Annotated in this window: 23 protein-coding genes; 8 read left to right on the forward strand and 15 right to left on the reverse strand. The window is 71.8% G+C overall.

Going from position 1 to position 25,209, the window contains the following annotated elements; genetic code table 11:
• The first annotated feature begins 225 nt into the window (after window positions 1–225).
• The gene (locus tag ACZ60J_RS00850) at window positions 226–402 is read left to right on the forward strand and encodes a hypothetical protein (protein WP_469677737.1); all 177 of its coding nucleotides are present in this window, start codon (window positions 226–228) and stop codon (window positions 400–402) included.
• Between the two features lie 63 nt (window positions 403–465).
• Here ACZ60J_RS00850 and ACZ60J_RS00855 read toward each other — a convergent pair whose 3' ends face one another.
• From ACZ60J_RS00855 to ACZ60J_RS00875, 5 genes are all read right to left on the reverse strand, one after another.
• On the reverse strand, window positions 466–2,523 hold the full coding sequence (locus ACZ60J_RS00855; RefSeq protein WP_469677739.1) for an FUSC family protein: 2,058 nt from the start codon (window positions 2,521–2,523) through the stop codon (window positions 466–468).
• 100 nt (window positions 2,524–2,623) lie between these two features.
• Complete coding sequence (locus ACZ60J_RS00860) at window positions 2,624–3,607, reverse strand: dipeptidase (RefSeq protein ID WP_469677741.1); 984 nt, start codon at window positions 3,605–3,607, stop codon at window positions 2,624–2,626.
• Between the two features lie 324 nt (window positions 3,608–3,931).
• Window positions 3,932–5,329 (reverse strand): threonine/serine exporter family protein, encoded by a 1,398-nt coding sequence (locus tag ACZ60J_RS00865; RefSeq protein ID WP_469677743.1) that lies wholly within the window; start codon window positions 5,327–5,329, stop codon window positions 3,932–3,934.
• 266 nt (window positions 5,330–5,595) lie between these two features.
• Window positions 5,596–6,696: an alpha/beta hydrolase family protein gene (locus ACZ60J_RS00870; protein WP_469677745.1), complete on the reverse strand. Its 1,101-nt coding sequence runs from the start codon at window positions 6,694–6,696 to the stop codon at window positions 5,596–5,598.
• Window positions 6,697–6,823: 127 nt separating this feature from the next.
• Window positions 6,824–7,930: a hypothetical protein gene (locus tag ACZ60J_RS00875; protein ID WP_469677747.1), complete on the reverse strand. Its 1,107-nt coding sequence runs from the start codon at window positions 7,928–7,930 to the stop codon at window positions 6,824–6,826.
• Window positions 7,931–8,087: 157 nt separating this feature from the next.
• Here ACZ60J_RS00875 and ACZ60J_RS00880 point away from each other — a divergent pair, with 157 nt between their 5' ends.
• Window positions 8,088–9,629 (forward strand): phosphatidylinositol-specific phospholipase C domain-containing protein, encoded by a 1,542-nt coding sequence (locus ACZ60J_RS00880; protein WP_469677749.1) that lies wholly within the window; start codon window positions 8,088–8,090, stop codon window positions 9,627–9,629.
• 66 nt (window positions 9,630–9,695) lie between these two features.
• On the opposite strand, the gene ACZ60J_RS00885 is transcribed toward ACZ60J_RS00880, so the two are convergent.
• Entirely contained in the window at window positions 9,696–11,897 is a 2,202-nt protein-coding gene (locus tag ACZ60J_RS00885; protein WP_469677751.1) for a YhgE/Pip family protein, read from the reverse strand.
• On the reverse strand, window positions 11,894–12,475 hold the full coding sequence (locus ACZ60J_RS00890) for an ATP-binding cassette domain-containing protein (protein ID WP_469677753.1): 582 nt from the start codon (window positions 12,473–12,475) through the stop codon (window positions 11,894–11,896). Before ACZ60J_RS00890 ends, ACZ60J_RS00885 begins: the two co-directional genes overlap by 4 nt.
• A 159-nt stretch (window positions 12,476–12,634) precedes the next feature.
• Between ACZ60J_RS00890 and ACZ60J_RS00895 the strand changes: the two genes are divergently transcribed.
• The 4 genes from ACZ60J_RS00895 (at window position 12,635) to ACZ60J_RS00910 (ending at window position 17,292) form a co-directional block, all read left to right on the forward strand.
• The gene (locus tag ACZ60J_RS00895; protein ID WP_469677755.1) at window positions 12,635–13,090 is read left to right on the forward strand and encodes a restriction endonuclease; all 456 of its coding nucleotides are present in this window, start codon (window positions 12,635–12,637) and stop codon (window positions 13,088–13,090) included.
• A 106-nt stretch (window positions 13,091–13,196) separates the two neighbouring features.
• Window positions 13,197–14,252: a lipoate--protein ligase family protein gene (locus ACZ60J_RS00900; RefSeq protein ID WP_469679077.1), complete on the forward strand. Its 1,056-nt coding sequence runs from the start codon at window positions 13,197–13,199 to the stop codon at window positions 14,250–14,252.
• Between the two features lie 219 nt (window positions 14,253–14,471).
• Window positions 14,472–15,695 (forward strand): cytochrome P450, encoded by a 1,224-nt coding sequence (locus ACZ60J_RS00905; protein ID WP_469677757.1) that lies wholly within the window; start codon window positions 14,472–14,474, stop codon window positions 15,693–15,695.
• 205 nt (window positions 15,696–15,900) lie between these two features.
• The gene (locus ACZ60J_RS00910) at window positions 15,901–17,292 is read left to right on the forward strand and encodes an oxygenase MpaB family protein (protein ID WP_469677759.1); all 1,392 of its coding nucleotides are present in this window, start codon (window positions 15,901–15,903) and stop codon (window positions 17,290–17,292) included.
• A 48-nt stretch (window positions 17,293–17,340) separates the two neighbouring features.
• Here ACZ60J_RS00910 and ACZ60J_RS00915 read toward each other — a convergent pair whose 3' ends face one another.
• Both ACZ60J_RS00915 and ACZ60J_RS00920 read right to left on the reverse strand, forming a co-directional pair.
• Window positions 17,341–18,330 (reverse strand): GumC domain-containing protein, encoded by a 990-nt coding sequence (locus tag ACZ60J_RS00915; protein WP_469677761.1) that lies wholly within the window; start codon window positions 18,328–18,330, stop codon window positions 17,341–17,343.
• 65 nt (window positions 18,331–18,395) lie between these two features.
• Window positions 18,396–19,136: a hypothetical protein gene (locus tag ACZ60J_RS00920; RefSeq protein ID WP_469677763.1), complete on the reverse strand. Its 741-nt coding sequence runs from the start codon at window positions 19,134–19,136 to the stop codon at window positions 18,396–18,398.
• Window positions 19,137–19,253: 117 nt separating this feature from the next.
• On the opposite strand from ACZ60J_RS00920, the gene ACZ60J_RS00925 reads away from it, so the two are divergent.
• The gene (locus ACZ60J_RS00925) at window positions 19,254–19,904 is read left to right on the forward strand and encodes a TetR/AcrR family transcriptional regulator (protein ID WP_469677765.1); all 651 of its coding nucleotides are present in this window, start codon (window positions 19,254–19,256) and stop codon (window positions 19,902–19,904) included.
• Window positions 19,905–19,908: 4 nt separating this feature from the next.
• Here the strand turns inward: ACZ60J_RS00925 and ACZ60J_RS00930 are convergent, their stop codons facing one another.
• From ACZ60J_RS00930 to ACZ60J_RS00945, 4 genes are all read right to left on the reverse strand, one after another.
• Window positions 19,909–20,625: an alpha/beta fold hydrolase gene (locus ACZ60J_RS00930; protein ID WP_469677767.1), complete on the reverse strand. Its 717-nt coding sequence runs from the start codon at window positions 20,623–20,625 to the stop codon at window positions 19,909–19,911.
• A gap of 33 nt (window positions 20,626–20,658) precedes the next feature.
• On the reverse strand, window positions 20,659–21,009 hold the full coding sequence (locus ACZ60J_RS00935; RefSeq protein WP_469677769.1) for a S26 family signal peptidase: 351 nt from the start codon (window positions 21,007–21,009) through the stop codon (window positions 20,659–20,661).
• Between the two features lie 64 nt (window positions 21,010–21,073).
• Window positions 21,074–21,739: a pyridoxamine 5'-phosphate oxidase family protein gene (locus tag ACZ60J_RS00940; RefSeq protein WP_469677771.1), complete on the reverse strand. Its 666-nt coding sequence runs from the start codon at window positions 21,737–21,739 to the stop codon at window positions 21,074–21,076.
• 143 nt (window positions 21,740–21,882) lie between these two features.
• A complete protein-coding gene (locus tag ACZ60J_RS00945; RefSeq protein ID WP_469677773.1) occupies window positions 21,883–22,485 on the reverse strand; it encodes a hypothetical protein in 603 nt (200 codons plus the stop codon).
• A 194-nt stretch (window positions 22,486–22,679) separates the two neighbouring features.
• Here ACZ60J_RS00945 and ACZ60J_RS00950 point away from each other — a divergent pair, with 194 nt between their 5' ends.
• Window positions 22,680–23,297 carry a nucleoside/nucleotide kinase family protein gene (locus ACZ60J_RS00950; RefSeq protein WP_469677775.1) on the forward strand — a complete coding sequence of 206 codons (618 nt, stop codon included), beginning with the start codon at window positions 22,680–22,682 and terminating at the stop codon, window positions 23,295–23,297.
• A gap of 37 nt (window positions 23,298–23,334) precedes the next feature.
• On the opposite strand, the gene ACZ60J_RS00955 is transcribed toward ACZ60J_RS00950, so the two are convergent.
• The gene (locus ACZ60J_RS00955) at window positions 23,335–23,997 is read right to left on the reverse strand and encodes a response regulator (RefSeq protein WP_469677777.1); all 663 of its coding nucleotides are present in this window, start codon (window positions 23,995–23,997) and stop codon (window positions 23,335–23,337) included.
• The gene (locus ACZ60J_RS00960) at window positions 23,972–25,144 is read right to left on the reverse strand and encodes a sensor histidine kinase (protein WP_469677779.1); all 1,173 of its coding nucleotides are present in this window, start codon (window positions 25,142–25,144) and stop codon (window positions 23,972–23,974) included. Before ACZ60J_RS00960 ends, ACZ60J_RS00955 begins: the two co-directional genes overlap by 26 nt.
• Between the last annotated feature and the right edge of the window lie 65 nt (window positions 25,145–25,209).

Here is a 25,209-nt window from a genome sequence, read left to right on the forward strand (position 1 = left end):
GTCGGTGGCGGTAACGACCGTGTCACGCGGAGCGGAGGCGGCGACAGTCTCCGATGTCACCGTCGGGGTGTGCAGAACCCACGAGTAGCGGGGCTCGGCGGGAGGGCGGATCCAAGTGTCGGAGGGATCAACCGGCCGATAAATGTCACCCATCGTGTTTATGAGCCCGGATTCCGGTCACACCAAGTAGTTACAGGAAGTCGGAACCCGACGGAAGGCGGAATCATGACGCTCATCACGGTGATCATCCTCGTCCTGGCCCTCGCGGTCATTGCCCTCCTGGCCCTTGCTCCCAGCGTCCCCGCACGGCGCAACCCCTTCCCCGGCCGCCGCCGGCGTCAGGGCCCGGCCGGCCATCGCCGCTCCCGGGGTCCGCGGCTGAACCACGTACCCCACCAGTAGGAGTTCCACCGGGACCTCCCGTCCCGACCGCTCCTGCCGCGGATCCCGGTCCGAAGAGACGGCCTAGCGGAGAACCGCGTCGGGGCCGGCCGCGAGGGCCTCGCTGAGCCTGCGGAGCGGGGCGAGCAGGAGGTGTCCGGCGTGCTGCACGGGCATCGCGTGGAGGTGTTCGGCCGCGAAGGCGTCGAGGGCGTCGCTGAACGGCTGCCAGTCGGGGACGCGCTGCTCGCGCACTGCCTGCGCCGCCCGTTCGGCGGAGTCGCGCAGGGCCGTGGCCAGCGGCGCGGCCCCCGGCACGGTGGCCTGCGGGGTGTTGGGGAGGTGGGCCTCCAGGAGGAGGGCCACCCGGGCGACTTCGGCCAGCGCCTGCTGGGCCTCGGCCTCCGCCGCGTGCGGGAGTCCACCGGGGCGTACCGGTTCGTTCCCGGCGCGCAGCACGGCCTCCTGCCAGGCCATCCGGGCCGTGCGGGCGGCGAGGAGGGCCTGGCGCAGTTCCCGGTCGGCGGTGTCGGTGGGGTCGGCGCAGCGTGCCAGGACGGCGGCTGCGTAGCCGAGGTCGGCGTGGAGCCAGTCGGCGAGGCGCAGCCGCAGGCCGGGGGTTTCCCAGGCCGGGTAGAGGGCGTAGGACAGCATGGCGAGGGCGCCGCCGACGAGGGTGAGGGTGAGGCGTTCGGGGGCGGCGCGGGTCCAGGGCTCGCCCGCCATGCCGAGGGTGAGGACGACGTAGCAGCAGCCGAAGGTCTGGGCGACGAGGTAGCCGGAGTTCATGAGGAGGAACACCAGCGTCGCGCAGACGGCCGCCAGGACCCCGGCCAGGACGGGCCGTGGGTGCACGAGTTGGGTGAGGGCAATGCCCGCCCCGACTCCGCACAGGGCCCCGCCGAGGCGGGAGACGGCTCGGCTGTAGGTCTGCGAGAAGTCCGGGCGCATGATCAGGACGGCGACCATCGGGACCCAGTAGGCGTGCCCCAGCGGCAGCGCGTGCCCCAGGAGACAGCCCGCCACGACCACGACGGTGGTGCGGATCGCGTGGCGCAGGACGGGTGAACCGGCGTGCAGGTGCGGGCCCAGCCGGCGCCGTACGTCGGCCGACAGCTCGGCGGCGCGCGGCCGGGCGAGCGGTACACGGGGCTCCGTGCACCCGCGGGTGACGGGGTCCACGGCCTCGACCACCTCGCACAGCAGGGCTCCGAGGCGGACGGCGGGGGCGGCCGCGGAGGAGGGCATCCCGTCCTCCACCTCGCCGAACACCGTGTGGGTTGCGGGCAGGAGGACGGGCCGCCCCCGGCGGACCGCGAGGGCGGCGGCGTCCAGGACTCCGGCCGCCGTGGCGAGCAGGGTGCGGGCCTCTTCCCTGCTGACGGCGGCCGTCGTGAGGGTGGGGTCGGCGAGGGAGGCCAGGACCGGGCGCAGGCGCTCGGCCAGCGCTCGCGGTCCGTGGAGTTCGGCGGGTCGGCAGCGGGCTTGGAAGGGGCTGAGGCCCGTGGCGGCATCGCGGGCCAGGACGAAGGGCCGCGGGTCGAAGGGGGCGGCCGGGTCGTCACGCAGCCGGCGGGCGTAGTCCGCCTCGGCTGCCAGGGCGTCCGCGAGCGCGTCGCGATGCGGGGCCCACCTGCGGACCGGGAAGAGTACGACCATCAGCGCGGGCATCAGACCGCCGCCGAGGGCCAGCGCCGCTTGGCCGAGGCTCGTGGACATCGCGGTGGGCAGGGGCACGGTGGCGACCATCATCACCACGTTCATCACGGCGATGCTGCCCGCGTTCGGGCCGAAGGCCCAGGCCAGGCCCGCCAGGAAGGTCCATGCGCCCAGGAGGGGCAGGAACAGGGCCGGGTGGGCGCCGGTGAGGAAGCCCAGGAAGGTGGTCAGCCCCAGGCCGAGGGCGCAGACCGTCGGGTAGAAGGGCCGGGGCCGCCAGCCGCGCAGACAGACGGCGATGCCGGTGAGGAAGGCGCCGAGCGCGGCCATGGAGGCCGCGCCGACGCCGAACAGCCACCACGCCGTGCCGCCGGCCAGTGCCAGCCCGAGGCCGGCCCGCAGGGCCGTCGGGGGGTCCAGACGGACCCGCCGGACGATGAGGCCGGAGCGGACCGACGCCTTGAGCGAGTCGAACCATGCCATGGGACGGCGATCCTTCGGGTCTGGAGGGTTTTCGATCACGCCGGCACTGGTCCGGGGCGGGGTGACGAGAGGCTCAGGCGGGTTGAAACCCGGCCGACCGCTACCAGACCTTTCCGAACACCCGCATGAGGTTTTCGCCGAGAATCTTCTTGATGTCCTCGGGGGTGAATCCACGGCCTCGTAGCGCGGTGACGAGCTCGATGGTGTTCGTTCCGTCGAGGGGGTAGTTCCAGGGCGGCGGCGGGTATTCGTCGCGACCCCAGTTGCCGAGTTCCACGTATTCCGCCCAGGACGATCCGAAGAAGAAGTCGGTGCCGAGTGAGACGTGGTCGATTCCCGCTACGTCGACCATGTGTTCCAGGTGGGGCATCAGGTCGGCGACGGTCGGATTCGGGTTGTCGGAGATGAAGTCGGGGAATGCGCAGAGGCCGACCACTCCGCCCTTGTCGGCCGCGGCCCGGATCTGCTCGTCGGTCAGGTTGCGGGGGTGGTCGCGGATCACCCGGGAGTTGGCGTGGGTGAAGACGTCCGGGCGGTTCGAGTGCTCCATCGCTTCGAGGGTGGTGCGCTCGCCGGTGTGGGAGAGGTCGACCAGGATGTCCCGGTCGTTCATGGCGCGGATCGCCTCGCGGCCGAACTTCGACAGGCCGCTGTTCGCGGGCTCCAGACAGCCGTCGCCGAGGTTGTTGCGGTAGTTGTACGTCAGCTGGATCGTCTTGACCCCGAGTCGGCGGTACAGCTCGACCAAGCCGACGTCGCGGCCCAGGGGTCGGGCGTTCTGGAACTGCAGGGAAATGCCCAGGCGGTTGCTCCGCTTGGCTTGGAGGATGTCCTCGGCGGATTCGACCAGGAGGAGCTTGTCGGGGTTCGACTCGATCAGCCGGTGGAACTTCGACAGGGCCGCCATCGTCCCCGGCATGTCGTCGGCCGTGGTGACCGTACCGAGGATCGTCGTCACGCCGTTCTCGTAGAAGCGCTTCCACTCCCTCAGGTCCTGCATCAGAACCGGTGCGCAGCCGTCGATCACGATACTGCTGTCGAGCAGCTCCCGATCGGACGGGACTTGAGCGCCTGACTCTTGCACGGAATTGCTCCACTCTCAGAGGTGGTTCACGGCTCCGGAATACCGGCCGGTTTGCCCGGCCGGCGATTCCCGATGGAATCCCTTCGGGGCCGTCTTCCGTTGTACGCCTTGCATCCACCCTGCGCAAATTAGCCTGAGGCAACCATTTCGCTCCCGCGGTCCGACATTCCGATGATTGAACTGCGGCTTATGTATCCGCGTTTTATGTGCGCACGTCGATCCGCGTATTGGCGACCAAACAGGACCTTCTCCCTCATAGCACTGAGGGGAGATCCTCAAACACATGGGAATACTCGATCCGCAAGAGCCGGACCGGCGGCCGGGTCAGTTCTCCCCGGACGTCGGCGTGGGGGTGGGAGTTGGGGTGGGGGTGGGGGGCTCGGCCGGAGGGCCGAGGTGGATGCGGGGGCGGGCGCCCAGGCGGGCGCCGGCCAGGATGCCGAGACCGATGGCGACGAGGGTGACCAGGGCGTTGACCAGGAGGCCCAAGCTGGAGGCGTTCTGCCGGGTGAGGAGTTCGGAGAGCCCCTGCAGGCTGCCGGCACCGGGCACCAGGACCCAGTAGCAGGGCAGGAAGACGAGCAGCTCCGGGATGCGGTGGTGGCGCTGGATCCATGCGGCCATGGGGGGCAGCAGCATGCCGGCGGCGAAAGCGCCCAGGGCCAGGCCGCCCACGGCCTCACCCGCGGTCTGGACGGCGCGGGCCAGGAGCAGGGCTCCGACCATCCAGGGCAGGGCGCGCAGGGGTGTGGAGAAGTAGAGGACGAAGCCGACGAGGAAGAGGACCGCCCCCGCCCAGCCCGCCCACCCGCCCATGAGGTGCGGTGGCGGCCCCGTCGCGGGACGGGCGTCGACGGCCTGGACGCCGACGAGGATGCCGACCGCGAGGAGCAGCAGCACGTTGAGTGCGCCGGCCAGCCGTGAGACGCCGGACAGGGTGTAGCCCAGCGACAGCTCGATGGGGCCCATGGACAGGGCGGCGCCGGGGAGGAATCCGACGAGCGGCGCGATGAACAGGTACTGGGGCTGTTCGTGGAGCAGCGGGCCCGCGAAGGCCTGGGCCAGACCCGCGGCCAGGGCGCCGGAGAGCAGGGGCAGCGCCGGGGCCAGGAACGGCATGTGGCGCGGGATGAGCACCCGGAGGAGGCCGATGAGCAGGCCGAGTGCCGCGTATCCGGCCAGGGCAGGCGCCGTCGGGTGGAAGAGCATGCCCAGGCCGACGGTGGCCACGACGTAGCCGGAGACCGCCACTGCCGGGCTCAGACTCTGCGGCATCGAGCGCATGTCCTCCAGCGCGGTGCGCACCCGGGCGAGGGGCATTGCCTCCTCGCGCAGGCGGGCCATCAGGTTCTCCAGGGCCTGGGCCTGGTCGAGCCTCAGGTCCCCGCCGCTCAACAGCGCGAAGTCGAGCTCGCCTTCCGTCTGCGCCGTCAGGGGTTCCACGCGGACGAACAGGCCGGTGGGGACGACGAAGCTGCGCGCCAGCATTCCGTAGCAGGCGGCCACTTCGGCCAGGTCCGTCTCCACCGAAGCGGTGCGCTTGCCCGCGCGCAGGAGTTCCACGCCGAGCTCGCACAGCGTCCTGGCCAGCTCGCGCATCCAGGTCCGTTCCGCGGTCAGTACGCCCGGGACCGTGACCGGGGCCGGGGCGGGGCCGCCGGCCAGGCGGGCCCGCAGCGGCCTTCCCCACCGGCCCGCACGGGCCGGATCAGCAGCAGACAAGGCGCAACCTCTTCCCTCTCGAAAACCGGTCGGATCCCCAGCCGAAGGGCGACGGGACGCCGAAGGACACCCCCGGTGCGGCGGGCGGTCCTGCACGGCCCCGCCACCGCTCCCCCGGCAGCGGCGAGCGGACCAAGGAGGGAGGAAAGGGGCATCTGCACCCTTACCGTACGCCTGGTTCGGAGTCGCCAAAGGCCGCTCCTCACCCGAAGGGCGGCCGTTCGGCAGTTCGACGACAGGTTCGACGACGGGTCCGGCGACAGGCCCTAGCCCAGGTGCTTGCCGAAGAACTCGGTTGCGTAGCGGATCGCGGTCTCGCGTTGCGCGGTGGGGATGAGCTGCTGGACGGTGCCCGTCCCGTTCGTGCTCTCGCATCGACCTCCGGGGCGGTTGCGGTTCTCCACGGCGACGTCGTCGGTGGCGAAGGCCGGCCCGGTACCCGGTGTCCAGACCGTGTTGAAGAAGTTGTGGTTGCCACCGGGCACGTCGTGATGCTCGACGTCCGGGTTTCCGGCGGCCATCGCGACGGGCACCTTGCTGTCCTCCCACATGGCGTCGCAGGTTCCGGCCACGAGGGAGAGGGGGACGCGGGTGATGTGGTCCTTGCCGGGGTCGATGCCGTTCATGGCCGGCGCGAGGGCCATCGTGGCGCGGATGTGCACGCCGGCCGGGAGCCGGTGGCCGTCCAGGGCCTGGGCGAGGACCCCGCCGCCGCCGCGCGAGTGCCCGAGCGTGCCGACGCGGTCCAGGTCCACGTGGCCCGTGAACTGCTTCAGCTCGCTCAATGGCCCCTCACCGTCGGAAAGCTGCTTCCACATCTCCAGGTGCTTGTCCAGCAGGGCCGCGCGCGCGACGTGGCCCTGGTCCTTCTCCTGGGCCTGGATGCCGTTGGCCGCCACCGACACCACGACGTAGCCCTTCTCGGCCAGTGCGTCGGCGAGGTACGAGTAGCCCAGGTAGTTGTCGACCGGCTCGGCTCCCTTGCCGCACGGCCAGCCCTTGCCGCGGACCGGTTCGTCGCCCGCCGCGCAGGTGTCGGCCCAGCCGTGGAGCAGCATCACCAGGGGGTGCTTGCCGGTACCCAGCTCGCTCGGGTAGGTCACGGCGGCCTTCAGCTCCGTACGCTTGCCGTCGCCCAGGCCGGGTGGCGCGTAGGCGGTGTCACCGAAGTCGTAGGTCAGCCGGGACGAGTGGGCCGTTCCGGCCTGTACGGAGACCTGGGCCGAGCCTACGACTTCGGGCTCCGGCTCGGGACTGCCGCACGAGGCGGCCCCCAGGGTCAGCGCTGCGACGGCTGCCAGGGAGAGGACGCGGCGGCGCGGGGAGGGCAGGGGCATGCGCATCGGCGAGGAGGCCTTTCGGGACACGGGGTTTCCGGCTGGGACTGCCGCGGCCCGTGGGAACCGAGGCGGCCTTCGGAAGCTATGCGCCCCGGTCATCAGGGGCGCATCGGGAAGACGCTCAGCCATGTATCAACGGCAGGCCGGAGGAGGGTCAGGTCCGCGTCGTGAGGCGTGCGACCGCCGCCTCGTACCGTGCCTGGTGTTCCGTGTCCGTCGGTACGCGCAGCAGTGCTCCGAGCGCCCGTACCGCGCCGTCCTCGTAGCCGGAGGACTCCGCCTCGCGGGCCGCCGGGTCGAGTTGCGCGATGCCCCCTGCCCGGTCCCCGAGCCCCGGCAGCGCCTCTCCCCGGACCATGAGCAGCCGGATCCGGGGCACATCGACCGTCCCCGGATTCCCGTCGCAGGCCAGGGCTTCAGTCGCCGGCCTTGCGCGCCAGCTCCCACGCCCGCTCGCATCCCTCCGCGGCCTCGTCCGGGGAGCCGAGCCGCGCTGCGCGACGCCCAGGACGATCAGGGCGTTCGCCTCGGCCACCGCGTCCCCTCCCCGGGAGGCGAGCAGGGAGGCGGTCTCCAGGTGCGTGAGCGCCTCCGGGATGCGGCCTTCTTCGGTGAGGACCCAGCCGAGCACGTTCAGCAGGCGCAACTCGCCGTGCGGGTCGGCGTCGGGACCTGTGTCGGGGGTGCGTGCGTAGAGCCGCACAAGGTCGTGCATCCTCCATCGGCCGGAGGCCGTCTCCGTGACGAGGTGCGCACCCGTCAGCCGCTCCAGGGCGGTCTCGGCGGCTGACGGGTGCGTGCCCGCCAGGGCCGCGGCCGCATGGCGGTCCACGTGCGTGCCGGAGTGGCGGCCGAGATGGGCGAACTGCCGGGCCGTTTCCGGCGGGAGCTGTGGGGCTCGGCTCGCCCGTGTCGCCGAAGCCGCGCAGAGCAGCCCGTCGGGGAATGCTGACCGCTCCTGGTGGGCCCAGTGCAGCATAAGGGCCGTCTTGCCGACGTCGGCCGGCCCGACGGCCAGGCAGACGGGCGCCTCGCCCGTGGCCGCGTGCGACAGCTCGGCGAGTTCCGCCGTCCGCCCGTGGAAGCCGCGGTGCGCGGGGCAGCCGATCGGGAGCGCCGTTGCGCGCGGCGGAGTCCGGTGGTGCGGCGGGGCTCGGATCGTCTGCCGTGGAGGCCGGGTGGGGGCGGCCCAGGCTCGCGAGGTGTTCCAGTTCCGCGGCGGCCGCTTCGTGCAGGCCCCGCAGCAGCGCCGAACCCCCACCCGCAAAAGTAGGCGGCACACAGTTTTGCGGGTGGAACTTCCTGGTCGGGGCTCGTCCCGTCGGCTTGGCTTTACCCACGAGGGCAGGCGGCACCCGGACCTTCCGGAGCGTGCTTGCGCCGTTCTACGCATCCCCCCGCATCAGGACTGGAGTTCCATGCCCCGCACGACCCCCCACACCGTCGGCGCCGGACCGCGCCGGCGGTCCCGCCCGCTGGCCCGTTTGATGACGGTCTGCCTCGCGCTGGGCGCGGCACTGATGACGCCTGCCGCCGCCGGAGCGGCCGGGTCGACCAACGCGGACGCCTACCGCAACCTCGGGCAGGCGGACCGGGCCGAGTGGATGTGGGGCCTCGCGAACGACACCCCGCTGTCGGCGATGTCGATCCCGGGCACGCACGACACGCTCGCCCTCCACGGGGGCGCCGACGTGCAGACGCAGGAGGACTACGGCGACAGCGCGGACACGCTCAGGGCGCAACTGGACCGGGGCATCCGGGCGATCGACATCCGGGTCCGCGTCACCGAGAACCAGTACTTCGCGGTCCATCACAGCGCCTTCTACCAGCAGGCCAATTTCGACGACGTCCTGTCCAAGACACGGTCGTTCCTCACGGCGCACCCGACGGAGACCGTCGTGATGCGGCTGGCGGCCGAGTGCCCCTACGAGAAGCCGTCCCTCGTCGACTGCAGGAACGATCCGACGACGGTGACCGCGGAGAAGGTCCGGTCCATCTTCGCCTCCTACGCGGCGAAGTACCCCGGACTGTTCTACGGCGCCTCCGCTTCGGGAGGCGGCCGGGTGGACGTTCCCACGCTGGGGCAGGCCCGCGGCAAGCTGGTCCTCGGCAGCTTCGACGGGGTGGAGAGCGACGCCTACGGGATCAAGGGCTTCAACCTCCACAAGGAGGACACCTGGTCGGCGCCGACCGTTCCGGAGAAGTGGGGCCACGTCAAGGACAACGTCAACAAGGCGTTCACCGGCAGCCGCAGCGACGTGTACCTGACGTACTCCTCCGCCTCCACCTCCCCTTTCGGCCAGAACCCGGCGAACTACGCCGGGGGCTACCGGTCCGTCCAGGGCGGTGTCACCACGGACATCGCGGGCATCAACTACCAGCTCATGAAGCACCTCGACAGCACGGTCGGCCGGGTCGGCATCGTCATGTCGGACTTCCCCGGCTGGGGCCTGGTGAACGCGATCATCGCGCACAATGCCGTCAACGGAGACCGGGCCGTCTGGCTTGTCAACGCCGACAAGACCTACGTGAACAGCCGGTACAACCGCTGCATGGTGCGGGGTCCCGAGTTCGACAGCTCCAAGACCGGCGGGCTGGTCACCCAGCGCGCCTGCCAGTCGAGTGCGCCCAGCAGTCACCAGTGGGAAGCCGTGACGCCCTCGTACGACGGCAAGGGCCATTTCTGGATCAAGGCGAGCAACGGCAAGTGCCTGACCGTTCCGTACAACAACGGCACCCCGCCGGGCGCCGGAACCCAGCTGTTCTGGTGGGACTGCGAGGGCCGCTGGTTCTCGGGTAGCCAGTTGTGGAACATCATCCCGACCAAGGTCGACACCGCGGCCGGGTCGCGGCAGGCCTACACGTTCATCAACAACTGGACGGGCAAGTGCCTGTCGATGGACCCGTCCACGGCCTCCGACTCGGGCGGCAAGGTCACGCAGGACACCTGCCCCAAGTAGCACCGCCCGACGCGCCCGCCGGCCGCCCCTCCTCGTGGCGGACGGCGGGCGCGTCGTGTCGGGGCGCTACATCTCGAGGGCGGGTTTCACCCGGGCGAAGGTCCAGGTGCGCCGGCGGTGGGCGATGAGGACGGCCAGGGCGAGCGCCCCCGCGAGGAAACACGTCAGCACCATCACGTCGAACCAGTAGTCCTGTTCGCGGCCGCCCGAGATCGACACGCGCAGGCCGTCGATGAGGTAGGACATCGGCAGCACCGGGTGCAGGAACTTGAAGGGCTGTGAGGCGGTCAGGACCGGGTACGTACCGCCTCCCGAGGTCAGCTGGAGCATCAGCAGGACGAGCGAGAGCAGGCCGCCGACCACGCCGAGGGCGGCCCGGAGCGCGTAGGAGATCGCCGTGAACGCCCCCGCCGCCAGCAGCATGATGCCGATCGTGTGCACGGGGTGCAGCGGGTCGAGCCCGAGGCCGAGGTCCACCGACAGGTACAGGACCGCGACCGCGAGGGTTCCGACGGCCATGATCGGCAGCCAGCCCCCGAGGGCCACGGTCGCCGCGGGCAGGCTTCCGGCCAGTGCCCTGGCGTTGAAGGTTCCCAGGATCTGGTAGCCGAGCAGGCCGAGGACCCACAGGGCGATGCCGAAGAAGAAGGGGGCGAGACCGCGGCCGTTGACGCGGGCCGGGTTCTCGACGTCGGTGCGGATCTCCACCGGGTTGGACAGGACGTCGGCCATCTTGGCGCGCAGATCCGGACGGATCGTCGGGATCTTCTTCACTCCCGCGTCGAGGCCGTCCGCCAGTTCGTTCGCGCCCGTCTTGAGCTTGACCAGGCCGGAGGAGAGTTCGTTCGCGCCGTTCTGCGCCGTGCCGAGGTTGTCCCGGAGGAGGTTCGCCCCGTCCGCGACCTGATGCGCCCCGTCGTTGAGGAGCTGCACCTGCGACTTGGCCTCGGCGATGGTGTCCGGCAGCTCCGCGAGGCGGGCGGCGGCCTGGTCCACAATGGCCGCGAGGCGCCGTACCGAGGCCTCGATCCGGTGCTGGGCCCTGTTCAGCCGGTCGGCCGCGGACTTCACGTCCTTCGTCAGCGCCACGAGTCCGGTGCACACCGGTCCCGGGTCTCCAGCGCAGCGTTGCTTGACGTGCCGGTGGACCGCGTCGGCCACCCTGGCGGCCTTGCTGGTGGCCCGGGTGAGGTCGTCGGCGATGCCGAGCACGGTGCGTTCGCCCGTGACGAGCAGTTTCGCCAGCGCGTCGAGCGTCGGCGGCACGGTGGCGGCCTTGTCGAGCAGCCTCTGCAGGGCGTGCAGGTCGTTCGAGATCCGCACGGTGATCCGGTGCGCGGCGGTCGCCGCGGCGACAGCCTCCCGGCAGACGGGCCCCGGGTCGCCGGCGCACAGCTGCTTCACCGTCGTCAGTACGGCCTGGGTGTCCGCCACGGCCTTGTCCGCCATCAGGGTCAGCACGTCCACGGCCGAGGACGCCGCTCCCGCTCCTTCCCGTACGGCGGAGGCGATGTGCGCGACCTCCCCCTCGAAGGCCGCCTCGGCCTCGTCGACGGCGTCGACCAGCTTCTGCGTGCCGTCGGCGACCTGCCCGGCACCGTCGGCCAGGGTCTTCGAGCCGTCCGAGAGCTGGGTGATCCCGTCGGCGAGCTTCTGGGCCCCGCCGACCGCGGTACCCGTTCCCTTGGACAGTTTCGCCGCTCCGTCCGCCGCCTTCGCCATCTGATCGTGCAGCTCCGGCAGCTTCCCCAGTACGCCCTGGGTGTAGGCCGCGAAGGCCGCCGAGTTGACGCGCCGCTGCAGCTCCGGCTCGGCGGACTCCCCCATCTTGCCGATGGTGAACCCGCGCTGGTCGTTGAGGGTGAAGGTGAGGTGGGCCCGGCGGGGCTCCAGGGACAGCGGGCTGGCCAGGGCCGCGCTGAAGTCCCGGGGCACGGTCACGATGAAGTAGTACGTCCCGTCGTCGAGCCCGCGCCGCGCCTCGTCCTCGCTGACGAAACGCCAGCCCAGGGTGTGGTCCTGGGTCAGTTCCTCGACGAACTTGTTCCCCGCGTCCACGGTCTTGCCCAGGGCCGTCACCGGTTCGTCCAGGTTCACCACCGCCACCGGTACGTCCTTCAGCCTGCCGTACGGGTCCCAGTTGGACCACAGGTACAGCCCGCCGTAGAGCGTCGGCAGCAGGACCAGGGCCAGGGGGACCAGGCGGCGCACCAGGGGTCCGGTCGTGAAGCGGGCGAGCTCGACCGCGGCGAGGCGCAGTGCGCTCATCCGGCCGCCCCCCGCCCGAGGTCGATCACCCCGTCCACGACGGGCGGGGCCGCGCAGGCGCTCGCCACGACGGCCACGCCCGAGTCGGCCACCTCGCGCAGGTAGGCCCAGGCCCGTCGCAGTTCCGTGGGCACCAGGCCGTCGTCGACGTCGTCCACGAAGACCGCATCGGCGCCGGAGGCCAGGGCCAGGCGCACGTCGACCCGCAGCCGGTCCGCCGCGGACAGTTCGCCGTAGCGCCGGCCCTGGTCACCGGGGAGCGTGCCGCTCAGGCCCTGGTCCCGTAGGAGTTGGCCCACCTTGCGGTACTCCTCGGTCTCCACCACGCCGGTGATCCGGGCCAGGGAGGCGACCTCGCGCACCCCGTGCTCCGGGCCCTCTCCGCTGCCGCCCCGCAGCCTGCCCGCCAGGGCCATGAGCAGACTCGATCTGCCGGAGCCTCCCGGTCCGACCACGGCGATGAGCTGACCTTTTCCGATCTCTGCGTCGACGGGACCGAAAACGGGGCCCTCCGGCCCCTCCAAGCTGAAACCCTTTACCGAGATCACCGGCACACAATAATGGTCGATATTGAACATTTTTGGAATTGCGGGGCGTATTCCACGAAATACGCATTTGTCGTATGAGCCTTAATTCCGCGCTCATCCCCGCGGATCACTCATGTCGGTCGGGCAAGCGCTCGGAGGGGGTGCAGGGCGAAGGAAATGCCGGCCAATCCGCAACCGTATCGGCGCCGAATGGCGAAGGAACGGCAGTACCGGGTCGTCGTGCCCGCATCCGAGCAGCGAGAGGGCCAGATGAACGCGAACGATACGCACAGCGTCCTGCACGATCCCGAGGGACGGATGGGATCGGAGTTACTCCCTCTCGACCGCGAGCCGAACGAACTGCTCTCCCGGGACGTGCTCGCCTGGCGCCTCCCGCACACCGCACTCCCACCCCACGACTACGAACGGATCGCCCTCCAGCTCACCGGCCACGCCCGGGCCGTGGCCGAGGACATCCACCACCACGCACGCCGCCGGCCCGGCGGCTCCACCCGCCTCGCCCGTGCCGCCCTGGAGGAGGCCGAGCGGTGCCTGGCCGCACCGTTCGAGGCGACTGCGGCCTGCGTCCAGGACCGGGCCAGGGTGGTGCTCGACCTCTACGCCCGACTGGACCGCCTCAACGCCCCGGGGACCGCCACCGCGTGAGCTGACCGCCCCCGCCGACGGGACGGGACCCGCCAGGAGATCGGTTAGCGTGGGAAGTACGCACATACCGGCCAATCCGGCCATTCATCTCGAAGGGCGTCTTTCCGTGCACGGTGAGTACAAGGTTCCCGGCGGCAAGCTCGTGGTCGTCGATCTGGAGTGCGCGCAGGAGGTGTTGCGCGGGGTGCGGGTCTCGGGCGACTTCTTCCTCGAGCCCGACGAGGCGCTCGACGCAGTCGACCAGGCCCTCGAAGGAGCCCCGGCCGACACCGATGCGGCCGCGCTCGCCGCCCGGATCACCGCAGCGCTGCCGTCCGGGACCCAGATGTTCGGAGTGACCGCGGAAGGCATCGCCATCGCCGTGCGCCGTGCGCTGGCGCAGGCCACCGAGTGGTCCGCGCACGACTGGCGGCTCGTCCGGATGCCTCCGCAGGATCCCGCCCTGCACATGGCCCTGGACGAGGTCCTCACCCATGAGGTCGCCTCCGGGCACCGGCCGCCGACCCTGCGGGTCTGGGAATGGGGTGCGCCGGCCGTGGTCATCGGCAGCTTCCAGTCCCTGCGCAACGAGGTCGACCCCGGAGGGGCGGAGCGGCACGGCATGACGGTGGTGCGGCGGATCTCCGGCGGTGGCGCCATGTTCATCGAGCCGGGCAACACCATCACGTACTCGCTCTCGGTCCCGGAGTCCCTGGTCTCGGGGCTGTCCTTCGCCGATTCCTACGCCTACCTCGACGACTGGGTGCTCGGCGCACTGGGTGAGATGGGCGTGAAGGCCTGGTACCAGCCCCTGAACGACATCGCGACCGAGGCGGGAAAGATCGCCGGCGCGGCACAGAAGCGGTTCGTGGCGGGCGGCGGCGCCGTGCTCCATCACGTGACGATGGCCTACGACATCGATGCGGACAAGATGACCGACGTACTGCGGATCGGCCGCGAGAAGCTCTCCGACAAGGGGACGAAGAGCGCGAAGAAGCGGGTCGACCCGTTGCGGCGGCAGACCGGCCTTTCCCGCGAGGAGGTCATCGAGCGGATGATCGGCGTCTTCCGGAGCCGCTACGGGCTGACGGAGGACACCGTGACGGCCCAGGAGATGGCCAGGGCGCGCGAACTGGCGAGGACGAAGTTCTCCACCGAGGAATGGACCGCCCGCGTCCCCTGAGCGACCGGCGATCCGCCGCGTCGGGCCGGGCCGGTTGGTCGGCGCCTGGGCGTGCGGTCCCGGTGCGTCGTCGGGTGCACCGGTGCTCGGGCGGTGCCGTCGAGGCGTACTTCCCCGCCCGGCCGGGCTCCTGCATCATGGCCCGGCAGCGGACTCCGTCTCGTGCGGGCCGTCTCGCGTCCCGCCACAGCAGCGCCCGCCGTCGACACCGGAGGCCCCGTGCCGTCTCAGGACCAGGCAAGGCGTGACGATCTGTACGCCGACCCGTACCCGTTGTACGCCCGCGCCCGCGCGGCCGAGGGCCTGATCCACGTGCCCGAGGTCGACGCGTGGCTGGTGGCCCGCGACGAGGACGTACGGGAAGTACTGCTGCGCGCGGACGACTTCTCTTCCGCCAACGCGCTGCTGCCGGACGTCCAGCTCTCCGAAGCCGCGCTCGGGGTGCTGCCCCGCGGGTTCGCACCGCGCCCCACCGTCGTCAACACGGGTGGCGCCGAGCACAAGCGCCACCGGGCCGTGCTCAACCGCGGGCTGAGCGCCACGCGTGTGGGCGCCCTGCTGCCGTACATCCGGCTGTGCGCCCGGGAGTTGGTGGACGGCATCGTGTCGGACGGGTCGGCCGAGCTCGTGGAGGCGTACGCCCGCCGGCTGCCGGGGCAGGTGGTCGGCAGGCTGATCGGGCTGGATCCGGCGGACGTGCCCGCCGCGGTGCACGGCGGGTACCGGGCGGAGGAACTGCTGTTCAGGCCCATGTCCCCGCAGGATCAGGCGGCCGCCGCCGAGGACGTGGTGGCGCTCCAGCACCTGCTGGACGGCTACCTGCGCGACCGGCGGGCCGCTCCCCGCGACGACCTCTGCTCGGCGATGGTGGCCGCGCTGGCCCCGGGCAGCGGCGAACTCACCCTGGAGCAGCGCCACGAGCTGGTGGCGAGCGTCCAGAACCTCCTGATCGCCGGGTTCCTCACCACCAGCGCGATGATCGGCACCACGCTCATGCACCTGCTGCGCGACCGCTCCCAGTGGGAGCTGCTGTGCGCCGATCCGGGGCTCGTCCCGGCCGCCGTGGAGGAGGCCGCACGCTTCGACACGGCCATCCAGGCCTTCCGCCGCACCACCACACGGCCGCTGTCACTCGCCGGTACGAAGCTTCCGGCCGGTGCCAACGTGCTGGTCGCCTACGGTTCTGCGAACCGGGACGGGGAACGGTACGAGGACGCCGACCGGTTCGACATCCGCCGTCCGGCCGAGCACCGGCACCTCGCCTACGGCCACGGGGCCCACCGCTGCCCCGGCTCCCAACTGGCCCGCGAGCAACTGCGGCTGACGCTGGAGCTGTTCGTCCAGACCTTCCCGGGTCTCCGGCTGGACCCCGACGCCCCCGCGCCGGCCATGCGGCCCACTCTGATCCACCGCTCACCGCACACCCTGCACGTCGTCTGGTGAACCGGACGGGCGGCGGCCCCGGCCCGGGTCACGGCGTACAGGGGCTGTGACCGAGGAGGGCGCGAGCGGGCGTTCGGGGGGACACACGTCCGGGTGGAGGCCCGGGCGCGGGTCGGTCGGGCACGAGGCGGGGGCGTTGTACGGGGTGCTGGTGTCCCCCGTAGAAAAGGAACTTCCTGTGACCTCTGTGCCCGCTGTGCCGCCCGTGGACTTACCCCCCGTCGAAACCCTGCTGCGGCAGACCCTGGGCGAGCGGCGCATGGGGCTCGTGGCATGGCGGTTGTTGGTGCTGCAGATCGCCCATCCCGTCGTCGCCGCGGGCATGGACCGCTATTCCACCTACCGCGCCCATCCCTGGCGGCGGATCGAGCACACCATGGAGAGCGGCAGCAGGCTGTTCTTCGCCGGGCCCGAGGAGCGGCGCCTGGAAGTGGCACGCCTCCAGCGCACGCACCGGCGCATCCGCGGGACCGACTCGGCCGGGCGGCCGTACAGTGCCGAGGATCCCGCGGTCCGCGCCTGGGTGATGGTGACGCTGTACGAGTCCATGACCGCCATGCGCGAACTGTCCGGAGATCCGCTGTCTCCGGCCGAACGTGACGTGCTCTACGGGGAGTTCCTGGAGGTGTGCGCCGCCCTCGGGATCCCGGAGGAGGTGCTCCCGGTGAGCGCGGCCGATGTCCCGGCGTACGTCGAGCGGATGGTCCGGGAGGTCCTGGAGTACGGACCCGAGGTCCGGGACATGTTCCAGGGCATGCTCCGCCAGTCCCCCGCCCCGCGCCGGCTCGGACGGCTGGCACCCCTGTGGCCTCTGCTGCGGGTGCTGATCGCCCGCGCCCTGGACGCGCTCACGGTCAGTGACCTGCCGCCGGTCTGGCACGAGAGGTTCGGTACGTCGCGCGGGGTCGGGGGCGCCGCGCTGTCATGGACGCTGCACCACGGGATGCGTCACGCGATGGCCCTGGCTCCCGACCGGGTGCGCTACCGCCACCGCTCCGTGGTCGGCTCGCCCGCGCGGGCCACGGTGCCCCGGACCCGGAGCAGCGGCGACTCCCGCCCGGTCCGGCTCGAGGCGTTCTTCCGCCAGGTACTGGACCAGACCGGCAACGGCCGGGTCGACTCCGCGGACCTCCAGGCCATGGTGCACGCCATGTGCTGGCGGCTGGAACTGCCGGCCGAGCGGGAGGACGAGCTGTACGCCGCGTTCGAGGGCTGGTGGCAGCAGCTCCTGGCGGCCGCCGACGGAGGCGGCAACGGAGACGGCGACGGGAGCGTGGACTGCCGCGAGTTCGTGTCCGCGATGCTCGCCGGGGTGGACCGCGACCCCGAGTATCTGGCGAAGGGCCTCGTACCGGCGGTGCGGGCACTGTTCCGGGCCGCGGATGCCGACGGCAGCGGCTACCTGGGAGCGGACGAGTACCGGATGCTGTTCGGAGGCCCCCGGGTGCACCCGGCCGAACTCAACGTCGGATTCCGGGAACTGGACGCCGACGGAGACGGACGTGTCGACGAGACGGAGTTCGTCGAGGCCTTCTGCGACTTCTTCACCGCCCGGACGGACAACACCGCCGGCGCGGGGCTGCTCGGCCGCGCCTGAACCACGGCGATCGGGGCCGCGCCGCCCGCACCGCGAGCGCGGCGTCCGTCAGGTGGCCGCCTCCTCGGAGGGGGCGACGCGGCCCCTGCCGCGCCGGTCGGCGAGAAGTGCGAGGGCGATGCCCAGAGCGACCCAGGCCGCCAGGGTGAGGGCCGGGAATCCGGCGCCGGAGCCGTCGAAGAAGGCGTTGGCGCGCAGGAGGCTGCCGGAGGCGCCCGGGGGCAGGAGCTGGCCGAGGGTGGCCCAGCCGGTGGGGAGCCAGTGGGGTCCGGTGGCGAGGCCCGCGAGCGGGTTGCCCAGGAGCATCATCAGTGCGCCGCCGAAGGCGAAGCCGGCCATGCCGAAGAGGGCCTGGAGGCCCAGGAGGGTGGTGGACAGGGCAGCCGTGCCGAGGATGAGGCCGAGGGCGGTGAGCCAGTAGCTTCCGTCAACGGAGTGGGTGGCGAACTGGAGGACGGCGCCGATGGCGGCGCCTGCGACGACGGAAAACAGGAGGACTCCCGCGATGCGGGTGCGCAGTCCGCGGTGTCCGGGGAACATGCCGGCGAGGATGAGGGCGGGGAAGATGCCGCCGAAGATCATGGGCAGGAGTGCGGCGGTCATTCCGGCGCCTCGGGGGTCGTCCGCGGTGAAGGGCACCAGGTCGTGGACGGTGGCCCGGACGCCGCGCTGAGCGGCGACGCCGTCGCCCAGTGCGGTGAGCGCGCTGGTGGCGGAAGGACCGCCCGCGGTGGCCGTGTACACGTCGACGCGGTGGGCGGTGACGTCGAGGCCGCCGGCTATGTCCCGGTGCTCCACCGCGGCCCGGAGGGCGGCGGTCGTCGGGTAGGGGCGGAGGTCGAAGGCGTCGCCGTCGGTGCTCCGCGCGAGAGCCGCTGCGGATTCCCCGGAGCCGGTGACGCCGACGGGGACGCGGTGCGGGCCGCTGTGGAGCGAGGGCAGCGCGAAGGCGCACAGCATGGTGGTGATCAGGGCTGCCAGGCCCAGGACGACCATGGTCAGCTTGCGTCCTGTGGCGGACGGGGTGTGGTTCGGCATCGTGGGTCCTTCGTTTCCGGGTGCCGGACGCCGGGGCGGACGGCCCCGGCGACCGGCAAGGAGTGTCAGGCGCGGGCGGCTGCGGCGGCGACGATCCAGTTCCTGAACTCGACGGCGTAGTGCCGCAGGTGGTGGTCCAGGACCTCGTCCGGGCACGTGACGGGGAAGTAGACCGTCAGGTTCGCCGTGAAGCCGTCGGCGGTGTCGCCGAACTGGATCAGGGCCCGGCCCACGACGGTGCCGTCGGCCAGGAAGAGGTTCGAGGACATCTTGCGAGGGAACTCCGACTCCGGGAGGAGCTCGGCCGCGTCCTTGGCCCAGTCCAGCGCGTCGGTGCCCCAGCCGCCCATGTAGAAGTCGGCGACGTGCGGGCCGATGTTCTCCACCACGCGCGCGCCGATCTCATCCGTGCCCATCACGTAGTGCTCGGGGTGCGCCGCGAGGAGTACGCGCTCGTCCCCTGCGAAGGCCTGGTCCATCCAGGCCAGGAACTCACCCGAGGTCAGCCCCTTCGCCGCGAGCACGGTGGTGCCCCCCGTGAAGACGCCGTCGGAGGTACGGGCGCTCTCGCGCAGGAAGGCGTTGCCCTTCTCGATGTCCGCGGCCAGGAGGTCGAGGAGCCCCTGGCGGCCCAGCAGCGTCCGGAAGCGGTCCACGGCGCGGCGGGCGTAGAAGAGCTCGAAGTCGTCGATGCTCCCCGCGCCGCGGGGTCCGGCCTCGAGCGTCACGGTTACGGGCGCCACGGCTTCGGGCGTCACGGCTACAGGCGTCACGGCTACGGGCGGGGAAGTCTGGTCGTCGATCATGGTCGAACCTCCGATAAGAAGTGAATGTGAATTCACGTTCGCATCACGAGAGTACGCCGAAGGGACCGGCAGTTGTCAAAAGCCCCCGGTGGGAGCACTGCGGATACCATGCGAGACATGATCGAGGAACCGGAGCGCCCGGCGGCCTACCGGGAGCCCCAGCAGGCCCGCAGCGCCGCAACCCTGGCCCGCGTGCTGCGGGCGGCCGAGGAGATCGCCTCCGATTCAGGCCTGGAGGACATGACGATCGCCGGCGTCGCACAGCGCGCCGGCGTCGCCGTCGGAACGATCTACCGCCGCTTCCAGGACAAGGACCAGCTGATCAACGCCCTGACCGAGCGGATGCTGGAACGCCGCGAGGAGTACGTGGCCGAGCAACTGCGCGCGGCCGAGCCCTCGCTGCCAGGCGTCATGGACGCCTACGCGCACGCCCTGCTGCAGTCCTTCGCCGACAGCAGCAGCCTCTTCCCCGAGCTGCTGCGCACGCGCGGGACCCGGTCGCTGGACCGCGGGGCCCGCACCATCACCGCACTCCACCGCCTCCTGCTCGAAGCGGCAGCCCCGTACGCCGGCCAGATCCGGCGTTCCGATCCCCAGCAGGCACTGGACACCGCGGCCCGAGCCATCCTCGGCGCCTGCTTCCACAACTCCCTGCGCCCCGACTCCGCCGCCGGCGAAGCGGCCAGACGCCGGTACGCCGACGAGCTGGCCGACATGGCGACCGCCTACCTCCTCACCCCCGACCGGCGCCGCAGCGCCGAGACCTGAGCTCTCACTCCGCCGCAGCAGCATCGAGGAGAATCCGCGCCAGCTCGCGCGGCTGGGAGAACATCGGCCAGTGACCGGTGTCCATCCTGGCCAGCCGCCAGCGCCCGCTGTGCACCAGCTCGGCCACGGCATCGTCGGGCTCGGCGTCATCGGGCTCGGTCCCCGGCATCACGCACAGGATGTACGTCGCCGGAAGTTCGCCGAGCGGCCCCGCCAGCACGGCGGGCTCGGTCAGCGTGGCACCCGGGTGAGGCGTCGAGCCATGGACGAGGCGTGCGATCTGCTCCTCGGTGAGACCTTCGCCGTCGAAGTGAGCGGCCGGCGCGAGCGGCCAGAACCCTCCGTTCTCGGCGATCGATGCCACCAGGGCCGCTCCGCCGTCCGGCCAGCCGGCGGCAAAGGAATCCCCGTCGGCCGGAACGCTCGAGTCGACGAACACCACGCGGGCCAGGCGGTCACCGATCCGCTCCGCAGCCTGACCGACCGGGATGCCCGAGTAGCTGTGACCGACCAGGACGACGTCACGCAGACCCTGGCGTTCCACCTCGTCCACGACGTCCTGGACGTGAGTCGCCTGCCCCGCCGGTACACCCTGCTTGTCAGCAAGACCGGACAGCGTCAACGGATGGACGCCGTGGCCGGCCGCACGCAGATGCGGCACCACGTCACCCCACGCCCACGCCCCGAGCCGCGCACCTGCCACAAGTACGAAATTCACCATGCCCGCACGGTAGCCGGGCAGCCTCACGACCTCCTAGTCGGCTGTGAGCGCCTTGCCTTCGACCCCTGACCGCGCGACCCCGTCGACTGACGCGCAGATGCCGAAGACACGATCGTGGCTGGTCCAGCCGTTGATGCGGCCGCGGTTGTTGCTGATCTGCACCCGCTTCTTGGCGGGGTCCACGGACGACACCACGTGCAAGTACACCGTCCCGGCGACACGGGCGAGGACGATGTCCCCGACCTCCAGCTTCGACGGGTCGACCGGAACGACGACCACTTGCTGCCGACTGCGTATCAGCGGGACCATCGAGGAACCGCTGGGCCGGAACGTCACGGTGGCGCCGCCGGCGACCCTGCCCGCCACTGCATCCAATGCACCCATCCGGTGATCGTGGCAGATTCCCCCGCATCGCCCCACCGAATACTTCGCGGTCGGCGTCGGCGGGTCAGCGGTCCTGGCGGAAGCGGTGGACGGCCGGGTCGTAGGCGGGGGCGGGGAAGCGGGTGCCGGTGATGGCGTCCGGGACGGGGGTCCCGGGGGCGGTGGTCAACGGGATCCAGCCGGCCCATGCTTCGACGGCGTCGTCCTTGGGTTCGTCGCGGGCGAAGCCGGCGCGGACCTTCATCGAGAACTCCTCGATGGGAAGGGTGAGGCACGCCGTGTAGTGGGCTTCCTCGACGCTGGGGCGGCGGGCGGCGTAGGGCCCGTCCAGGCGGCCGGGGACGACGCTTTCGACGACCCGGGCGAGCGCTTCGGCGCGTTCCGCAGGATCCTCGATCGGGGTGGCCCTGCCGAAGATCATGACGGAACGGTAGGCGGCCGAGTGGTGGGAGGAGGCCCTGCCCAGGATGACACCGTCGATCAGGGTCGCCGTGACACACAGCGGCGCCCCCGACGCGGCGGTGGTGATGAAACGGCCGAACGCCGAGCCGTGCAGGAGGAGCTGGTCGCCCTCGCGCATGTGGAGGGTCGGGATGACGACCGGCCCGTCCTCGGTGGCGAAACCGACATGGACGGCGAGAGCTTCGTCGAGGATGGCGTAGACGGCGTCGCGGTCGTAGGTGACCCGCTCGGGGTAGCGCTCGGCGGTGGTACGCGCGGTAGCAGACATATCGGGCACTCTAGGCATGGTGGGGAGGTCCGCCCGGCAGGTGGGGCCGCCGCTTCTGCACGTGTCTGCGAGGGGGCAGCCCCTGCCCTCCCCCTGTGCGACCATCACAGCGCGAACGCCCGCAGGGGCAGCCGGAGGTTGGCCTACTCCTCCACCCCGTCGGCGCACGCCGACCGGAGCTCCTCCAGCAGCTCCGGGTAGCGCTCACCGTAGGTGTTCACCGCGTGCCAGACCGCGTCCAGCGCCGCCTTCAGCGGGTCGGGGTCGGCGGCGGCCGAGCATGCCCAGTCCCCGGCCGAGGCGCCGCTCGTCGCCCGCCGGCTTCGCCGCGGGGATAGGCGCCCAGTCGGCCGCCTCCGGGGACGTCGGGGGACCATACGGCGGCCGTTCGGGAGGTATCGCCTCGGCCACCGACCGGCTCGGAGCAGACCGTAGACATTGCCGCCGACACCGCGCAGCCTGTCGCTCGGGAGCCGACCGCCCCACCGCCAACGCTCGTGGTGCAGTCGCTTCTCCTCGGCGGCCCGCAACTGGGCTTCGCGGGCCAGTCGTTCGGTCTCGGCCCGCTGCTCCGGTGTGGGGGGTGGTGGAAGTTCGCGCGCGTAGCCGTGCCAGTAGGCGGCGTGCTGCGAGGTGTGGCGGATCACGCGGTCCGCGCGGGGCGGTGCGGGCCAGAACTGCAGGAGGTGGCTGTCCGCCTGCGGATCCCCTGACGCTCCGGTGTCGAGGTTCCGTGCTTCGTCCATGCCCCGGGCGCAGTACCGCACCCGGTGCAGGTTCCTCGTCGTGGACCTCCACGACGAAGCCGACGTTGCCCGTGTGCAGCCCGGTGATCAGCCAGAGCGCACCCCGGGACCGCCGCCCCGCGCTCTGGCCGGCGAACGCCTCGGAGAGGTCCGGGAAACCGTTCTCCTGACAACCGGTCGGGCAGGATGGCTTCGTGCAGACATCGGAGCTGATCGAGAGGGCCGCCCTGCTGGCCGAGCAGGGCTCCCGGCGGATTCTTGGGATCGCGGGACCGCCCGGAGCCGGGAAGTCGACCCTGGCCGCGCTGATCGCGGAGGCGCTCGGGCCGGAGCGGGCCGTGGTCGTGCCGATGGACGGGTTCCATCTCGCGCAGGCCGAGTTGGAGAGGCTCGGGCGGGCCGAGCGCAAGGGTGCTCCGGACACCTTCGACGCGGCCGGGTACGTCTGCCTGCTCCGCCGGCTGCGGCAAGCCGGCGGACCCGCCGTGTACGCGCCGGCCTTCGACCGCTCGCTGGAGGAGCCGGTCGCCGGCAGCATCGCCGTCGCCCCGGGCGTCCCCCTGGTGATCACCGAGGGGAACTACCTGCTCCACGAGGCGCCGGAGTGGGCACCCGTACGGCCACTGCTGGACGAGGCCTGGTACCTCGCTCCGGAGGAGGCCCTGCGCGTGCGGCGCCTCGTCGACCGGCACGTCCGCCACGGCAAGGACCCGGCGTACGCGAGGGCGTGGGTGGACCGGTCGGACCAGCCCAATGCCCGCCTCGTCGCCCTCGGCCGCCACCGCGCCGACCTCGTCCTGGACATCGGCTGACGCCCGGCCCGTGGCCGGCACCCACCCCGGCGCCGGTTCAGGTCGCGGGGAGGATGCGGCGCGTCTCGTAGGCCCACATGGCGATCTCGACGCGGTTGCGGGCGCCGAGTTTGGCCATCAGGCTGGCCAGGTGCGTCTTCACCGTGCTGAGGCTGATGTGCAGGGCGTCGGCGATCTCGGTGTTGGTCAGCCCGCGGGCGACGGCCAGCAGGACCTGCTCCTCGCGGGCGGTGACGGGGGCGATCGGCTGGGCCGCGGGCCGGCCGGCGGGGAGGTCCGCGAAGGCCTGGAGCAGGCGGACCGTGACGCTGGGGGCGATGAGCGCCTCTCCGTCGGCCGCCGACCGGACGGCCTGTGCCAGAAGGTCTGGTCCCGTGTCCTTGAGGAGGAATCCGCGGGCGCCTGCGCGCAGCGCGCCGTAGACGTACTCGTCGAGGTCGAACGTGGTGATGACGACCACGGCCAGCGGGTCGGCGACGCCCGGACCGGCGACCAAGCGGGTGGCCTCGAGCCCGTCGATCACGGGCATGCGGATGTCGAACAGGCAGACGTCGGGGCGTAGTTCGCGGGCCAGACGGACCGATTCCTGTCCGTCGGCGGCCTCGCCGACCACCTCGATGCCGGGCTGGGCGTTCAGTATGATCCGCAGCCCGGTGCGGATGATGGTCTGGTCGTCAGCGACGAGGACGCGAATGGGCACCGCTCTCGGTCCTTCCTCTCGGCAGCTCGGCTTCCACGTGCCAGCCCCGGTCGGGGCCGGGGCCGGCTCGTAGTGTGCCTCCGAGCAGGGTCGCGCGCTCGCTCAGGCCGGCAAGTCCGTATCCGGCACGGCCTCGGCCGGTGCGTTGGCCGTTGTCGCGCACGCTGACCCGTACCGTGTGCCGTTCGCCGGCGATCCGTACGACGACCTCGGTCGCCTCGGCCGCATGGCGCATCGCGTTGGTCACCGACTCCTGCACGATGCGGTAGACGGCCGCGTCCACGGCCCGGGGCAGCGTGTCCAGCTCGCCGTCGAGTCCCAGGTCCACGCGGAGGCCGCCGGCCGGGGTCCGCGCCAGGCGTTCCAGGTCCGCGACGCCGGCAGGCGGCGCCAGCTCGGCGCCGTCGCCGCGGTCCCGCAGTGCGGCGACCATGGCTCGCATCTCCTCCAGCGTGCGCGCCCCTTCCTCCTCGACGCCCTCCAGCGCCTCGACGGCGGCGGACGGGTCGGTGGCTGCGAGCACCCGGCCCGCCTGGGCGATGATCACCATGGCCGACACGTGGTGGGCCACCGTGTCGTGCAGTTCCCGGGCGAGCTGCTCGCGCTCGCTGGAGCGGACCTGGTCCAACTGCCGCTCGCGAGCCGTCACCCGGAACCGCACGGCAGCGCCGGCCTCGCCGTTGAGCAGCAGGAAGACGAAGCCCGCGACCTTTTCGACGAGCGGGCCGTCGTCCGTGACGGTCACCAGGGTGCAGGCCGCGAGGATCAACGCCCCGCCGAGCACGATCTCCCGTCCCGATCCCCAGCGCGTCAGCGCGTACACCAGCACGAGCACGACCGCGCCGGTGTCCAGGCCGACCGACGCGTGCGGTGCGAAGGCGAGCGAGGCCACTTGAAGCACGATCACCGAGCCGAAGGCCAGCTTGACCATCGCCAAGGGACGGGTCCGGCGCCACAAGGTCAGCAGGCACAGCCCTACGGCGAACACCACCGCCACCGGCCGCCACACGACGTCCTCCCGCAGGGTGGCCTCCAGCGCCACAGCGGCCAGGCCCGCGGCGAGCAACGCCCAGTCCCGCCACACCCGGACGGGCGCGTCGGGCGGCCGGGGTTCGGTCCACAGGGTTCGGAGGTCGTCTCGTAGCACGGTTCTCAGCCTAGGCACCGCGGCGCGGTGCGCATCGGCCGAAAGGACGGGTCGTCACTCCGCCC

The sequence above is a fragment of the Streptomyces sp. NPDC104226 genome (assembly GCF_055584085.1).

Coding starts and splice junctions, on each gene's coding strand:
- ACZ60J_RS00850 (WP_469677737.1), top strand. CDS start 226: ATGACGCTCATCACGGTGATCATCCTCGTCCTGGCCCTCGCGGTCATT.
- ACZ60J_RS00855 (WP_469677739.1), bottom strand. CDS start 2,523: ATGGCATGGTTCGACTCGCTCAAGGCGTCGGTCCGCTCCGGCCTCATC.
- ACZ60J_RS00880 (WP_469677749.1), top strand. CDS start 8,088: ATGCCCCGCACGACCCCCCACACCGTCGGCGCCGGACCGCGCCGGCGG.
- ACZ60J_RS00885 (WP_469677751.1), bottom strand. CDS start 11,897: ATGAGCGCACTGCGCCTCGCCGCGGTCGAGCTCGCCCGCTTCACGACC.
- ACZ60J_RS00890 (WP_469677753.1), bottom strand. CDS start 12,475: ATGTTCAATATCGACCATTATTGTGTGCCGGTGATCTCGGTAAAGGGT.
- ACZ60J_RS00895 (WP_469677755.1), top strand. CDS start 12,635: ATGGCGAAGGAACGGCAGTACCGGGTCGTCGTGCCCGCATCCGAGCAG.
- ACZ60J_RS00915 (WP_469677761.1), bottom strand. CDS start 18,330: ATGCCGAACCACACCCCGTCCGCCACAGGACGCAAGCTGACCATGGTC.
- ACZ60J_RS00920 (WP_469677763.1), bottom strand. CDS start 19,136: ATGATCGACGACCAGACTTCCCCGCCCGTAGCCGTGACGCCTGTAGCC.
- ACZ60J_RS00925 (WP_469677765.1), top strand. CDS start 19,254: ATGATCGAGGAACCGGAGCGCCCGGCGGCCTACCGGGAGCCCCAGCAG.
- ACZ60J_RS00930 (WP_469677767.1), bottom strand. CDS start 20,625: ATGGTGAATTTCGTACTTGTGGCAGGTGCGCGGCTCGGGGCGTGGGCG.
- ACZ60J_RS00935 (WP_469677769.1), bottom strand. CDS start 21,009: ATGGGTGCATTGGATGCAGTGGCGGGCAGGGTCGCCGGCGGCGCCACC.
- ACZ60J_RS00940 (WP_469677771.1), bottom strand. CDS start 21,739: ATGTCTGCTACCGCGCGTACCACCGCCGAGCGCTACCCCGAGCGGGTC.
- ACZ60J_RS00945 (WP_469677773.1), bottom strand. CDS start 22,485: ATGGACGAAGCACGGAACCTCGACACCGGAGCGTCAGGGGATCCGCAG.